Below are 13,603 nucleotides of genomic sequence, written 5' to 3'. Positions count from 1 at the left end.
CCTTACGCCGTCGGAGCGAGTGTCTTGAGCCGCGCTTCGGCTGCGAACAGCCGCTGCTTCCCATCCACCTGCCGCTGGATCAAGATGTCACGCAACGCGGCATCCTTGGCAAACAGTTCATGCGAATACCGGAAGCGCAGTTCCATGTAATGGCGCACGTCGCGCTCCGTGGTGAGCGCCAGTTGGTCGGTCGCTTCGTTGGCAAAGTGGACCAGATGCCGCCATAGCACCGGTTCATTGTCCGGATGGTCATAGGCAGGAAAGCATTGACGGAACGCGCGGGCGCAGTCGCGCATGAACCACGCAAGGCTGGCCTGATCGAGGGCGATCTCGTCGTACAACGTCAACGTGACGGGCCCTTCGGGCACTGATGTCGGGCGATCGGTAGCCGGTACATCGGCAAACAGCCACTCACCCGTCCGCTCGTCGCCCGCATACCAGATGAAGCTTTTGATGGGGTCGAACAGCTCGGACAGGCGATGCGCCGGCAACCCTTCGCAAAGTTCTTCGAGGGGTCGCCCGGCATGCAGGCCGATGCTGATCGGAAAGCCGTCGGATGTCTCCAGCAAACGCAATCGCTGGAGGTGGAAAACCAAGGCGTCTTCTTCGTCGGGACCCAGCAAGATAAATCCGGCCTGCTGGCGTAGCCAGCATTCGACGGCCTGTGCATGGAGCGGTTCGTCAAGGGGAACCAGCAGCGGCCCCTGTCGGTAGCCCGGAACACCATACTCCCAGGCGGTATCGCGCCAGACCCAGCGATACTGGAACCGCCGAGTCACGGCCTGGACTTCCTCTTCGAGCAAATCGCTGTGAGTACCGCTCAGGCAAAGCCACGGACGTGGCCCCTGCGTCAGCGACGTCCAGTTTGTATGTGGCAGTGCTTCCACCACCCGGCGAGACCAATGCTGTAGTTCAAGCTTTGTGATCATCAGGTTTCCCCCTTGCCTGTCCCGCTATAGCGAATAGCGTTGGCACCTGTTGGGCGGGGATCAAAAGTACCGGGCAATCGCCTTAACGTCTATCGGACGAATCTGAAATTCATCGAGCGATTTTCACAAGCACTGCATACCATTGAACAAGCCTGCAGCAAGGTATTTACATCGGGAAATAAGCCAGGATGAAGTGAATCGATGCGCGAATCGACGATCGATATCTTTGACAAGGTTTGCAACCACTCGCGCGCGCGCGAACGTGCCTCACTTCGTCGCGAATGGGGCGATGGCGCGGAATGTCGCGAAGGCCGTGCGGCAACCGGAGACGGTTTGACGACGGCGGCGGTGTTGCCCGGCCGCCCAAAAAGAAACGCCGCCGACGGTTCCCGTCGGCGGCGTTTTTCCTTTCCGGCTCAGCCGCTATTGACCTCCTGCCGCAACCGCTCGACATCCACGCGCTTCAGGTAGTTCGTGATGTTCTGCCAGATCGGATGGAACCCGTAGCCGCCATGCTGCAGTTCGTCGAGCGCCTGCTCGCGCGTCCAGCCCTGGTACACCATCCGGTACAACGCCGACACGAGGCCGGTACGATCGGCGCCGTGCTGGCAGTGGATCAGCACCGGGCCGTCCTGGTCGGCCGTACGCAGCGCCTTCAGCGCCGCGACCATGTCTTCGTCGCGGATGTCCCAGGTGTTGATCCGGATGCGCTGCATCTTGATCTGCGTGCCGGCCAGGATGCTGTCGTCCGCGTGAAACGAACGGAAGCTGATGACCTTGCGAATGCCGAGCTTCTGCAGTTCCGGCACATCCGCGCGCGACAGCTGCGCACTGCGGTACAGCGTCGGCGTGATCCGATGCAGGTTGTTCACATGCGCATCGGTCACACCCTGCGCCCATTTGATCGGCCTCGGCCGGGCGGACACCTCGGAGGCCGGGTCCGCATGGGCCAGCTGCACGAGCCCGGCGAGCGTGACGGAAAGCACGGCAATGAAGGCGAGTTTCATGTCGGGTCGGGGATCAGTAGAACGCGCGCTTGCGCTCGCGGGAAAGAATGAACAGCACGATCGCGGCGGCGCTCATCGTCCAGTAGTCGGTCGGTGCCACGCCGAACCAATGGATATGCCACGGCACGTTGGCCGGATTGAAGCGGGTGAGACCGTAGGCCGGATTCAGCACGAACCACAGGAAATCCTCGGTCAGCCAGAACACCATGATGCACGCGACGATCCGCGCTTCGATGCGCCACGACCACCGTCCGTTGAACACGGCCGGCCAGTGAAAGAACAGCGCGACGAACGGGAACACCCACGCGTGGTAGCCGGTCATCGGCCGCCCGCCCCAGAAGATGTCGAGCAGCCAGTGATGCTCGATGCGCCACGTCGGCAGGTTGGCCGCCCAGCCCGCGCTGCCTTCGATCTGGATCTCCACGTTCGCGAAGAAATACGCGAGCAACACGACCCATGCAACGACAAACAGCGTATGGCGCGTCGGCACGAAGCGCACGACGCTCATGCGGCGGGCTCCAGGCCCAGCACGCGATCGAGCACGAAGCGGCCGGCGAGCGGCCGGCCGAGCGGCGTGAGGCGGCGGCGCATGTCGGCGAGACGCTCCGGCGCCTGCAGCAGCGCGCGGATCCGGTAGACGAGCGCGTCATCGTCGATCGCCTTCAGCGCGACACCCTGTTCGAGCAGGAAATCCGCATTGCGCTCTTCCTGGCCCGGAATCGGCGAGTTGACGATCATCGGCAACTGCATCGCGAGACATTCGGACGTCGTCAGGCCGCCCGGCTTCGTGATGACGAGGTCGGCGCAGGCCATCAGGCGCTCGACCTGCTGCGTGAAGCCCTGCGGAAACAACCGGCCCGGATGTTGCGCGGCCAGTTCCTGCAACGATGCCAGCATCGCCTGGTTCTTGCCGGCCAGCGCGATCAGCTGGAAGTCGGCATCCATCCCGAGCAGGCGCGCCGCCAGCACGTCGAGCCCGCCGAGGCCCGCGCCGCCGGACATCATCAGGAAGGTCGGGCGCGCGGGATCGAGGCCGTACTCGGCCGCGCAGGCCGCGCGATCGAGCGGCTGGCCGAACGCCGGCATGATCGGGATGCCGCTGACGTGCACCGTTTCAGGCGCCATGCCGCGGGCATGCATGCGCCACGCGATCTCGTCGTTGGCCGCGAAATAACCGCGCATGTTCGGCACGACCCACATGCTGTGCAGGTCGAAATCGGTGACCTGCACCCACACCGGCGTGTCGACGCGCTCCTTGCGGATCTCGCGCGACAGCAGCTCGGCCGGCAGGAAGTGCGTGCAGATGATCGCGTCCGGGCGCTGGCGTTCGATCTCCGCGAGCAGCGGCCGGCAATTGAGCCGCTCGATCGCACGCCGGATCTTCTGCGACGGGGCGGCGGGATCGACTTCGTCCGTCTTCTGGTACAGGTAGCCCCACAGCGCCGGCTGGCTGCTGACGAGCTTGATGTAGAGATCGGTGTACAGCTTGCGGAAGCCGGTGGACACGAAATCCATCACGTCCAGGTGGGTGGCTTCGATGCCGGCGGGATGGTGGTCGGCGAATGCGCGGATCGCTTCGGCCGCTCGGGTATGGCCGGCGCCGGCGCTGACGCTCAGGAGGAGGATTTTCTTGTTTTGCTTTGACATCTGACTGACCGTTTCGATGAAGGTGGTCGGAACGCGGGTTCGCGGCAGCGCTCTCACACTGCGGCTGTTTGCGTCCGGCTTACAGCAAGCTTGGCAGATCTTCGGCGACGCGGGCGGGCAGTGACGTCGAAGCGGTCGCCGGCATCGTTTGCGGAATCATACTGCGTTCGGGCGATGGCGCCGGAATCGGGGCGCGCAGGCGGGATGGATGGCGTGGTGTGCGGTGTGCGGTGTGCGGTGTGCGGTGTGCGGTGTGCGGTGTGCGGTGTGCGGTGTGCGGTGTGCGGTGTGCGGCCAGTGTGGACTGGTGACGGCATGACGGCTCGGCGCGCTGCCGCCCGATGCCCGTTCGCGTGAGCGAACGGGGTCCGGCATGGCGCGCGAATCAGGATGCGCGTACGCGAATCGTTTGGCATCCTTGCGGATTACTTCGAAAGAGGCTTCGGAAAAGCTGGCGCGTCAGCCGGCCTTGCCCCCTTGCTCGTGGAATCAGGGCGCTACACCGGCACGCTTGCGCATCCGCTTCCCGCGGACGATCGGATTCCATCGAGATGTCAGGCTCATTGCGCCACGCAGGTGATCGAACGCGACGTCCTCCTTCGGCCCGAAGCGGCTGACCGCCGGCCACGCGAGCACGTGATCGAGGCACGCCTGCCACTCGTCGCCATGAAAACGGCGACCGATTTCCCGCACGGCGTCAGGCGCTGCGATCGCGATACCCGCCAGCAGGTAATAAGCCCAAAAGCTGCCCGCGCCGACGAGTCGATCCAGCCTGCACACGGACAACGCCGCGAGCACCCCGTCCACCGACGCCAGATCAGCGCGATGCGTGCGGATCGCCCGCGCAACGAGGTTGTGCTGACCGCCATACGCGGCGATGGAGGTCCCGTTGCCGGCAGCGAGCACGGCCGAGAACGTCACGAGCGCAGCCATCTCGTCGATGCGCGATGCATCGTCGCGTGGCCCGCATACACGCAGCACGATCGCGTCGATGACGGCGCCCGGCAGGGTCGACGTTTCTCCGCTCGCCGCCGCGATGACGGCGAGCCTGTCTCTCAGATTCTTCGCAGGCAGCGTGTCGCCCTGCGCGCCCGTCTCATGTGCGGTGCATGCGCCGGCATCCCCCCCGCTGCATTCGAGACCGCCGGCAATCCGCCCGAGTGCGGCCCAGCCGACATCGGGATCGTCGAATGCGCATGCATCGATCACGCCGTGTGCGGTGTCGAACGCGGCACGCGACCCGGGGCAGCAGCGTTCGGCTTCGGCGAGTTGCCGTATCGAAGGCACATGCGAGCATGCGCCGCGCGGGTCGGTCAGGTCGCATTCGCAGGCGCCGCCGTCCGATGCGATCCACGGCGCGAGCCCGTGAAGCACGGCCGTTGCGCCACGCGACAGATTCGCGCCTGTTCGCATCCGTATCGCCTGCGACGCGGCGACGGTCTTGTCGCCACCATCAGCCGCCATCGCTACGCAAGCGGCAGCGTCGAGATATTCGATCAGGTACTGCAGCCACGCGGCCGTGCGCAGCCGGTCAGGCGTGGCGCCGCGGGCATCGCCATACTTTGCTGGATCGGTAAGCATGGGTCTTCCGGGATAGTTCTGGCTAATTTGGAATAGTGGTAATTCAGTCGAATCGGATGGCGCGGTACGCCGTACCGACCCTGCAACGCCACACGCATCGGATCGCGATACGTGCGGCCAGCCTGTCGTCACGCTGATACGGAAGACGGCTCGAGCGCATCGACGAAGCGGCAACCCGCGCACATCCCGCACGGCCTTCGTGCAAGGCGAGTTCCCCGCATCAATGCCCGACGCTTACTGCACGTGGAACTTCGGCGACGTCGCGAGCCAGCCGTTCACCGTGCAATCCGGCGTCAGCACGGCGTTGTTGAGCGTCACGCGCGAGTCCGGATCACTCCACGCCGTCGTGACCTTGCTCGGTCCACAAGTACCGAGTACCCGCATGTCCAGCTTCACGTTGTTGATCGACACTTGCGTCGTGCTGTCCACGTTTCCCGTCCATGGCGCCGCACTGCTCGCGCTACCGGTGAACAACACGCACAATGTGCCGCCGGTGAACTGGGTCGACGTGATGTTGACGATGCCGGTCGGCGTGACGGTGCCGTTGACCGTCGTCGTACAGTTGATCGGACTGAACGCGCCCTTCTGGAGCGATGTGAGCCCCGACGCGGAAAACGGTTCGCCGTTCGGATTCATCGGCTGGCCGTCCACGCGTGAAACGGTCACTGCAAAAGCAGGCGCGGCCGAACCCGCGGTGAATGCCACTGCAGCAACAAGCGACGCAATTTGACGAATGTTCATCTGTACGGCCTCTCTCTTGATATATGGCGGCCTTACACGAGAAACGCGGCCGCTCTGTCGAATGAATCCGGCCGTCGCGCCGATGCGCACGACGGCACGAACCCTTCGAATTCGCAAATACCCGCCGCACCTGTCGCACGACCCTCGCGCGCGGCGGGTACCCGCTTCGATCCGCGACGCTTACTGCACGTGGAACTTCGGCGACGTCAGCACCGTGCCGCCCACCGTGCAATCCGGCGTCAGCGTGGCGTTATTGAACGTCAGCGAAGAGTTCGTATCGCTCCACGTCGTGACAACCTTGCTCGGCCCGCAGGTGCCGAGCAGCGTGACGTTCACCTTCACGTTGTTGATCGACAATTGCGTCGTGCTGTCGGCCTGCCCCGTCCACGGCGACGTGCTGCTCGCGCTGCCGTTGATCAGCGAGCATGTCGCGCCGCCCGAGAACGTCGTCGACGTGATGTTGACGATGCCGGTCGACGTGATCGTGCCGTTGAACGTCGCGGTACAGCCTGCGCTGATCGCGCCCTTGCTGAGGTTCGTGAGCCCGGTCGCCGAGAACGGCTCTCCATTCGGGTTCATCGGCTGACCATCAGCCCGCGAAACGGTGACTGCGAAAGCAGGCGCGGCGGAAACCGCGGTGAAAGCCACTGCAGCAACAAGCGATACGATTTTGCGAATGCTCATTTGAACTGCCCCCTCTCTTCACAAATGGCGGCACGCCGCCAGGAACGCGACCGCCCGGCCGAATCGTTCCGGCCCGACGGTCGCAGGAAGCCGCCGGTGCGCGTCATGCGCGCCGGACGGCTCAGAACTTGTAGGAAATCCCGACGAACGTGATCAGCGGATCCGCCTTCAACCGTGTGCGCGTGGTCGCGAGCGTCGAACCGTCCGCCGCCTTGATCACGAGCGACGAGTAGGTCTTCAGCGGCATGTACGTCAGCGTCGCCGTCAGCCCCCAGTGCTTGTCGATCGCGTAGCTCGCGCCCACGTTGTAGACCGGCGTGAACGACGACGACGCCTTGCCCTCGACCGACGTCGGCCCTGGCTTGCCGGCGCCCGCCGCGAGCACGCTGCCGAGGTTTTCGTTGATGTCCTTCGCGAAGTTGCCGTTCAGTTCGATGTTGCTGAACCAGCTGTAGGCCACGCCGATCCCGACAAACGGGCGGAACTTCGCCGTCGGCGAATTGAAGTAGTACTGCAGAATGATCGTCGGGCTCCACTGCCTTGCGTTCTTCACGGCCGGCTGGTTGGCCGGGTTGTCCATGTTGACGCTGCCCAGCGCGCCGGACGGGCCCGGCGGCTTGATCGTGCCGTGCCCGGTCAGCGTGAACTCCGGCGGCACGCCGAGCACCGACGTCACCGCGATGTGGTCGGTGAAGAAGTGCGTGAGCGTCAGGCCGACCGTATCGGCGTTGTTGACAGTCAGGCTCGTGCCGGGCGACGTGAACGACCCGGGCAGGCGCAGCGGCCCGTTGATCGGCATGCCGGCGAGATTCGTCGTGAGCCCGTTGGTCGAATCCTGCGGCATGATGTGCAACCAGCCCAGCGTCGCGACGTTGTCGCCCGCCTGCTGGGCCGATGCGAGCGTCGATATGCCTGCGACGACACCCGCGACAATCAGCTTCTTCATGAAGTCTCCTTCTCATTCTGTCCGGGCGCCGCGCGCTTTCGCGCGGCGCCGCCGTGTCTCCATCCGGGCTTGCGTCACTGCACGAAGGCGCCGACCGTGAAGTACGGATTGCTCGTATCGTTCATGTCGAGGAACCCGAACACGCCGCCGGTGAACACGAACTTGCCGGTCGCCGGCCCCGATGCCGCATCCGCATGCACGGTCGTGACGACACCCGGCACCTTCTGCGTGAAATCGAGGTTCAGTGCACGCGTGAGCGCGGCCTGCGACGCGTTGAACGGATCGAGCAGCGTGGCCTGCGCGCCGACGAGCGCGGTCGCGCGGTAGTTGAACGCGCTGTCGACACCCGTGTACTCGCCGTTCTGCGAGCCTTGCGTGATCGCCGTCTGCGGGCTCAGGAACGAGATGCCCGATTCGTCGTCCGCGCTCGGCGAGCCCTGCGTCAGGTCCGCATTCGCCGCGCCGGTGCGGATGAAGATCGGCACGAGCTGGTTGCGCAGCTTGCCGACGATCAGGATTCCCTTGCCGGCCTTCGCGGGATCGACCGCCGCGAGCGTCGGCGGAATCTGCGGCAGGTAGTTGAGCGACTGGAACGCCGGCGCATCCGGACGCAGCGTGAACGGCTGGTTCACGGTCGCGCTCGACGCGAGCGGCTGCCCGCCGTTCTTCTTGCCGAAGTTGTCGGTCTCGACGTAGCTGCCGTCCGCGTTGATCGTCACCTGCTGGTCGAGCGCCACCGGCTGGAAGCTTTGCGACGGCACCTGGTGGTAGCCGAGCTGGTTGTACTTGCCGGCGATCTTCGTCAGGTCGGTTTCCAGCGACGAGAAGCTGATGAACGGGTAGTACGGGAACGTCGTCTTCGGGATCTTGCCGACGCCGATCACGCCGTCGAACTGGATCGTCGCGCCGGGGATCGCGCCGCCCAGCACGCCTTCGCCGAGGAACAGCCGCGCGGGGCGGCTCGGGTCGAGGCTCGCGTTCTGCATCCGGAACGTGCACTGGTTCAGCTTGACCGTCGGCAGGCCCGTCTCGTCGGCCAGCGTGCCGTCGACCACGTTCGCCGGTGCCGTGTCGCGCGTCGGCTGCACGGTGCCCGTGGTGGCCGGCACCGGCGACGCGAGATAGGTCATCCGGTACGTCATCTTCGTCGTGTCGAGCTGCACCTTCACGAGCTCGCCCGACCCCGACCCACCGATGAACACGGTGTTGTAGTCGATCGTCTGCGGGCACAGCCGGACCACCGGCGCGGGCGGCGGGTCGCCGTCTCCGCCGCACGCGGCCAGCACGGGCGCGAGCGACGCCGCGGCCATCCATTGCTTCAAGTTCATAGGAATCCTCTTGAAATTCGATTCGCCGGCGGCGACGCATGCGCCGCCGGTGTTACGTGTTCAATACAGGGTTACTGGACGAACGCGCCGACCGTGAAGAACGGGTTGACCTGGCTGTTGTTGACGACCATCGCGTAGACATTGCCGGCCGTCACGAGCCAGCCCGTGTCGCCCTTCTTGAAGATCGCCACGTTGCCGCTCGCGCCCTTCGCGTTGAAGTCCTGCGTGGCCGTGACCTTGATCTTGCCGGGCGTCGCCTGCGTGTAGTCGAGCCCGAACTGCGAGGTCACCCCCGACGTCTGCGGATCGATGAACGCCGCGGTACTGCCCTGGAACAGCGTGGACGTATAGTTCGCGGCCATCGTCGAGACGGCCGTGCCGTCATCGCAACTGCCTGCTACCGAATAGAAGGTGTTATTGGTGAAGACGCCGGGCAGGTCTGGGTGCGGCATGTTCGGGTTGAAGCTCGGCCCCGGCGACGTCACCTTGTTCGCCTGACCGCTGGATGTCACAACGCCGCATGCGGATGCGCTGGTCGCACCGATATATCCCCCCTTCAGGGAGTTCGCGGCAATCGCTTTCGTCGACGCCAGCATCGAGATGCCGACTTCGGCATCGGCGACCGATGCGAACAGATTGACCGTATCGACGTGCGTATAGCCGACACGAATCACGATCGGCACAAGTACGCCGTTCAGCCTGCCGACGATCATGATGCCTTTCGCCTGACTCGGTGCAATGATCAGCGTCGAGCCCTGCCCCGCGATCGGATACCCCTGCCCCACCGGATTGCTCACGAATACATTGTCTGCCGATCCGTCCGCGTTCTTGCGCTGCGCCCACGGCGTCCCGGTCGTCTGACACGAGTAGTCGCTGCCCTGCGTGATAGAACACGAACCGTCCGCATTGAACGTCTGATTCCAGTTGACGACGTCGGGCTCCCAGCCGACCGGCCCGGTCGGGCTCTGACCATCACCGCCGATCGGCGACAGATGGATGCCGACCTCGTTGTAGTTGCCCGCCACTTTCGTGAAGTCGGTTTCGGTGTCGGTGAAGCCGATGAACGGATAGAAATCGAAGGTGCGCGACGGTACGACGCCGAGCGTGATGCCCGGGAGCAGCGGGATACCGGCGAACGCAATCGTCGCCCCCGGAATCCCGCCGCCCACCACGCCATTGCCGACGAACAGCATCGGCGGATCAGCACGGTTGATCGTCACCGAATACGCGCCGTCGCTCGTCGCGCCGCTGTCGAGCACGAACGCACAGCGGTTCTGCTCGGCGGTCGGGAGCGTGGTCGGATGATGGAACGCGCCGCTGATCGTCAGGCCTGCGCGCGTATTGTTGACCTGCCCCGCCGACGTCGGCACCGACGATTCGATGAACTGCATCTGGTAGGTCATCTTCGTCGTGTCGAACTTCACCTTCACGTACTCGCCGCTGCCTGCGCCACCCGTGTACGTCGTCGTGTAGTCGAGCGCGTCCGGGCACAGCTTCGCGACGACGGGCGGCGTCGTGACGGAACCGCTCGGCCCGCACGCGCTCCCCGAGCACTGCGGCACGTTGATCGGCCCCGGATCGTCACCGCCGCCGCAACCGGCGACGAACGGCAAAGCGATGACCGCGCACGACAGGATCGCTTTCCGCCATTCAGGAATGCAAATCATCAACCCCTCCTTTTCAGGTACGACAAGTCTCGTCCGGACAGGCTGCATGGCCCGCCGGTTGGTATCGCGCCGCCGCACGAACGCGCGGCGCATGACGGTGTGCGCAAGGCTGCCGCGATGCCGGTCAGGCAAATGCGGCACGCGGCGCGGCGGCAGACAAGCGCTCTCCCGCGGCGCCGTCATGCGGCACGGCGCCGTGAGAACAATCGAAACGGGATGTGGTTCGCCGCTACACGGCGATATGACAACGCAGGTACGCGACCTGCATCGCGCCTGCGTTCAGCGAAAAAACGGGAAACGGCAGTCCGACTGGCCCCGCGGATAGGCGTCTCATCAATTGGTCTCCATCCGTACGCTTGATTCGTTATCGTGATGCGTCGTTTGACGAGACTATGATCGGACGATTCCTACAAGTAAATGGATGCAGAGTTCCAAACGGCCGAAACCGCGCAATCGCAGTGCATGCCGGGGATTTGACAGATTTTCAAACAGCCTTCAATTTATTTGCTCAGACAAATACATGACCCGTATAACACGCGTTTGAATAACCGCGGCCGATCCGCGCTCTGCCTTGCCTGCCGGCCCTCGACGATCCGCCTGCATGCTGCAGCGCAACCTCACACATCGACGATCGCGAGCGTGCCGTGGCTGCCCGGCAGCACCGCGTGAGACGTGCCGGCAAGCGCCAGGTACATTTGCCCGGCCTCGACGACGACCGTCTCGCCCCCGACCTCGAGCATCATCCGGCCGTCGAGCACCAGCAGCCCCTCGTTGTAGTCGTGCACTTCCGCTTCGTAAGCCTGCGCATCCATGCGCAGCACCTTGATCCTGGCCGGCCCGACCTCGCCGACGATCGTGGATTTCCACGCGACGGCCTGCGCGGCCGCCACGGATTTGAAATCGATCAAAGACATGCGCTCCGCTCCGTAAACGATGAAAGGAACGCATTATCGCGAGCGCGGCGCGCGCCGTCCCGGTACGGCGCGTCGGCCTTCGGGCGGCACAGTCGGCCGGACGGCCGCGCCGCCGCCGGACGGACACGCGATCGCATCCCCGTTCGCATAAAACGGCACGCATTGTTCAAACACCGCAAATAAAACACCGCGTTATTGGGCGATGCGCCGTCAATTCACGCCAATCCAGCACCGGCAACGCTCGCCCTTTCCACGAGAATGCATTTCCATCTGTCGATTGCTAATATGGCGATCCCGCGATCCTGCGATCCCGCACCACAACGCCGTTCGACATGACGCCCGTTCGCCATGCCGTCCCCGGTCCCGGCCGCTTCGCAGCGGCGGCGGCGCCGGGCACGCGCGGCGCACACCGTTGCGCCGGCCGGCCGTGCCATCCGTGAGCATGCAACCGATCCTTTCCGTCTCCGACCTCTCCAAGACTTACGCGTCCGGCTTCCAGGCGCTGAAGCACGTGACCCTCGACATCCGCCCCGGCGAGATCTTCGCGTTGCTCGGGCCGAACGGCGCCGGCAAGACGACGCTGATCGGCTCGATCTGCGGCATCGTCACGCCGACCTCAGGCCGCGTGACGGTCGGCGGCCACGACATCCGCGATCACTACCGCGCGGCCCGCGAAATGATCGGCCTCGTGCCGCAGGAGCTGACGACCGACGCGTTCGAAACCGTCTGGGCGACCGTGTCGTTCAGCCGCGGCCTGTTCGGCAAGGCGCCCGATCCCGCACATATCGAGAAGACGCTGAGGGCGCTGTCGCTGTGGGACAAGCGCGACAACAAGCTGATGACGCTGTCGGGCGGCATGAAGCGCCGCGTGATGATCGCGAAGGCGCTGTCGCACGAGCCGCGCATCCTGTTCCTCGACGAGCCGACGGCCGGCGTCGACGTCGAGCTGCGCCGCGACATGTGGAAGCTCGTCGATTCGCTGCGCGAAAGCGGCGTGACGATCCTGCTGACCACGCACTACATCGAGGAAGCCGAGGAAATGGCCGACCGGATCGGCATCATCCTGGGCGGCGAGCTCGTGCTCGTCGAGGAGAAGCGCGAGCTGATGCGCAAGCTCGGCAAGAAGCAGCTCACCGTGCAGCTCGAGCACCCGCTCGCGGACGTGCCGCCCGCGCTCGCGCCGTTCGGCCTCGAACGCGCGGACGACGGCGCAGCGCTCGTCTACACGTACGACTCGCAGCGCGACGATGCGAGCATCGCGACGCTGATCAACGCGCTCGGTTCGGCCGGCATCGGCTTTCGCGACCTGCATACGACGCAGAGCTCGCTCGAGGACATTTTCGTCAGCCTGATCGACAACCGCCGCAACGGCGTGCAGCAAGGAGCCTGACGCATGAACCTGCATGGAATCCGCGCGATCTACCGCGCCGAAATGGCCCGCACGCGCCGCACGCTGATGCAGAGCATCATCGCGCCGGTGATCTCGACGTCGCTGTATTTCGTCGTGTTCGGCTCCGCGATCGGCTCGCGCATCAGCGACGTGAACGGCATCGGCTACGGCTCGTTCATCGTGCCGGGGCTCGTGATGCTGTCGCTGCTGTCGCAGAGCATCTCGAACGCGTCGTTCGGCATCTACTTCCCGCGCTTCACGGGCACGATCTACGAGATCCTCTCCGCGCCCGTGTCGTACTGGGAGATCGTGATCGCGTATGTGGGCGCGGCCGCGTCGAAGTCGATCCTGCTCGGCGTGATCATCCTCGCCACGGCCGGCCTGTTCGTGCCGCTGCACATCCTGCATCCGTTCTGGATGGTGCTGTTCCTCGTGCTGACGGCGGTCACGTTCAGCCTGTTCGGCTTCGTGATCGGCATCTGGGCCGACAGCTTCGAGAAGCTGCAGCTCGTGCCGCTCCTGATCATCACGCCGCTCACGTTCCTCGGCGGCAGCTTCTACTCGGTCGACATGCTGCCGCCCGCGTGGCGCGTCATCACGCTGTTCAACCCGATCGTCTACCTGGTCAGCGGCTTCCGCTGGTCGTTCTACGGACTCGCCGACGTGCACGTGTGGATCAGCCTCGCCGCGACCGGGCTGTTCCTCGTGATCCTGCTGGCGATCGTCGCGTGGATGTTCCGCACCGGCTACAAGCTGAAGAACTGATACG

At 64.8% G+C, this 13,603-nt stretch carries 13 protein-coding genes; 2 read left to right on the top strand and 11 right to left on the bottom strand.

What is annotated here, in order from left to right; all coding sequences use genetic code 11:
* Positions 1-2 precede the first annotated feature (2 nt).
* The 11 genes from APZ15_RS27365 to APZ15_RS27315 all read right to left on the bottom strand — a co-directional run bounded on the left by APZ15_RS27365 (position 3) and on the right by APZ15_RS27315 (position 11,444).
* A complete protein-coding gene (locus APZ15_RS27365) occupies positions 3-929 on the bottom strand; it encodes a DUF4123 domain-containing protein (RefSeq protein WP_138143421.1) in 927 nt (308 codons plus the stop codon).
* 416 nt (positions 930-1,345) lie between these two features.
* A complete protein-coding gene (locus tag APZ15_RS27360; RefSeq protein WP_027789754.1) occupies positions 1,346-1,936 on the bottom strand; it encodes a dual specificity protein phosphatase family protein in 591 nt (196 codons plus the stop codon).
* Between the two features lie 13 nt (positions 1,937-1,949).
* Positions 1,950-2,444: a hypothetical protein gene (locus tag APZ15_RS27355; protein WP_027789755.1), complete on the bottom strand. Its 495-nt coding sequence runs from the start codon at positions 2,442-2,444 to the stop codon at positions 1,950-1,952.
* Positions 2,441-3,583 carry an MGDG synthase family glycosyltransferase gene (locus tag APZ15_RS27350; RefSeq protein ID WP_027789756.1) on the bottom strand — a complete coding sequence of 381 codons (1,143 nt, stop codon included), beginning with the start codon at positions 3,581-3,583 and terminating at the stop codon, positions 2,441-2,443. The genes APZ15_RS27355 and APZ15_RS27350 overlap by 4 nt, the downstream gene beginning before the upstream one ends.
* 489 nt (positions 3,584-4,072) lie before the next feature.
* Entirely contained in the window at positions 4,073-5,164 is a 1,092-nt protein-coding gene (locus APZ15_RS27345) for a hypothetical protein (protein WP_027789757.1), read from the bottom strand.
* Positions 5,165-5,398: 234 nt separating this feature from the next.
* Positions 5,399-5,905, bottom strand: coding sequence for a hypothetical protein (locus APZ15_RS41855; protein WP_027789758.1), 507 nt, complete (start codon positions 5,903-5,905; stop codon positions 5,399-5,401).
* 180 nt (positions 5,906-6,085) lie between these two features.
* Positions 6,086-6,589, bottom strand: coding sequence for a hypothetical protein (locus APZ15_RS27335; protein ID WP_021160324.1), 504 nt, complete (start codon positions 6,587-6,589; stop codon positions 6,086-6,088).
* A 121-nt stretch (positions 6,590-6,710) separates the two neighbouring features.
* Positions 6,711-7,535 (bottom strand): OmpW/AlkL family protein, encoded by an 825-nt coding sequence (locus tag APZ15_RS27330; protein ID WP_027789759.1) that lies wholly within the window; start codon positions 7,533-7,535, stop codon positions 6,711-6,713.
* 74 nt (positions 7,536-7,609) lie between these two features.
* Positions 7,610-8,863 (bottom strand): DUF2957 domain-containing protein, encoded by a 1,254-nt coding sequence (locus APZ15_RS27325; RefSeq protein ID WP_027789760.1) that lies wholly within the window; start codon positions 8,861-8,863, stop codon positions 7,610-7,612.
* A gap of 71 nt (positions 8,864-8,934) precedes the next feature.
* Positions 8,935-10,530, bottom strand: a complete 1,596-nt coding sequence (locus tag APZ15_RS27320; RefSeq protein WP_027789761.1) for a DUF2957 domain-containing protein — start codon at positions 10,528-10,530, stop codon at positions 8,935-8,937.
* A 617-nt stretch (positions 10,531-11,147) separates the two neighbouring features.
* A complete protein-coding gene (locus APZ15_RS27315; RefSeq protein ID WP_027789762.1) occupies positions 11,148-11,444 on the bottom strand; it encodes a cupin domain-containing protein in 297 nt (98 codons plus the stop codon).
* A 442-nt stretch (positions 11,445-11,886) separates the two neighbouring features.
* On the opposite strand from APZ15_RS27315, the gene APZ15_RS27310 reads away from it, so the two are divergent.
* The gene (locus tag APZ15_RS27310; protein WP_027789763.1) at positions 11,887-12,834 is read left to right on the top strand and encodes an ABC transporter ATP-binding protein; all 948 of its coding nucleotides are present in this window, start codon (positions 11,887-11,889) and stop codon (positions 12,832-12,834) included.
* Between the two features lie 3 nt (positions 12,835-12,837).
* Entirely contained in the window at positions 12,838-13,599 is a 762-nt protein-coding gene (locus APZ15_RS27305; protein WP_021160316.1) for an ABC transporter permease, read from the top strand.
* Positions 13,600-13,603 lie beyond the last annotated feature (4 nt).

Source organism: Burkholderia cepacia ATCC 25416, from assembly GCF_001411495.1.
Classification (GTDB): Bacteria; Pseudomonadota; Gammaproteobacteria; order Burkholderiales; family Burkholderiaceae; genus Burkholderia; species Burkholderia cepacia.
Note: the sequence above shows the minus strand (reverse complement) of the source record. Positions and strands in the feature narration are given on the sequence as shown.

Coding starts and splice junctions, on each gene's coding strand:
- APZ15_RS27310 (WP_027789763.1), top strand. CDS start 11,887: ATGCAACCGATCCTTTCCGTCTCCGACCTCTCCAAGACTTACGCGTCC.
- APZ15_RS27320 (WP_027789761.1), bottom strand. CDS start 10,530: ATGATTTGCATTCCTGAATGGCGGAAAGCGATCCTGTCGTGCGCGGTC.
- APZ15_RS27330 (WP_027789759.1), bottom strand. CDS start 7,535: ATGAAGAAGCTGATTGTCGCGGGTGTCGTCGCAGGCATATCGACGCTC.
- APZ15_RS27335 (WP_021160324.1), bottom strand. CDS start 6,589: ATGAGCATTCGCAAAATCGTATCGCTTGTTGCTGCAGTGGCTTTCACC.
- APZ15_RS27350 (WP_027789756.1), bottom strand. CDS start 3,583: ATGTCAAAGCAAAACAAGAAAATCCTCCTCCTGAGCGTCAGCGCCGGC.
- APZ15_RS27315 (WP_027789762.1), bottom strand. CDS start 11,444: ATGTCTTTGATCGATTTCAAATCCGTGGCGGCCGCGCAGGCCGTCGCG.
- APZ15_RS27305 (WP_021160316.1), top strand. CDS start 12,838: ATGAACCTGCATGGAATCCGCGCGATCTACCGCGCCGAAATGGCCCGC.
- APZ15_RS27355 (WP_027789755.1), bottom strand. CDS start 2,444: ATGAGCGTCGTGCGCTTCGTGCCGACGCGCCATACGCTGTTTGTCGTT.
- APZ15_RS27365 (WP_138143421.1), bottom strand. CDS start 929: ATGATCACAAAGCTTGAACTACAGCATTGGTCTCGCCGGGTGGTGGAA.
- APZ15_RS27360 (WP_027789754.1), bottom strand. CDS start 1,936: ATGAAACTCGCCTTCATTGCCGTGCTTTCCGTCACGCTCGCCGGGCTC.
- APZ15_RS41855 (WP_027789758.1), bottom strand. CDS start 5,905: ATGAACATTCGTCAAATTGCGTCGCTTGTTGCTGCAGTGGCATTCACC.
- APZ15_RS27325 (WP_027789760.1), bottom strand. CDS start 8,863: ATGAACTTGAAGCAATGGATGGCCGCGGCGTCGCTCGCGCCCGTGCTG.
- APZ15_RS27345 (WP_027789757.1), bottom strand. CDS start 5,164: ATGCTTACCGATCCAGCAAAGTATGGCGATGCCCGCGGCGCCACGCCT.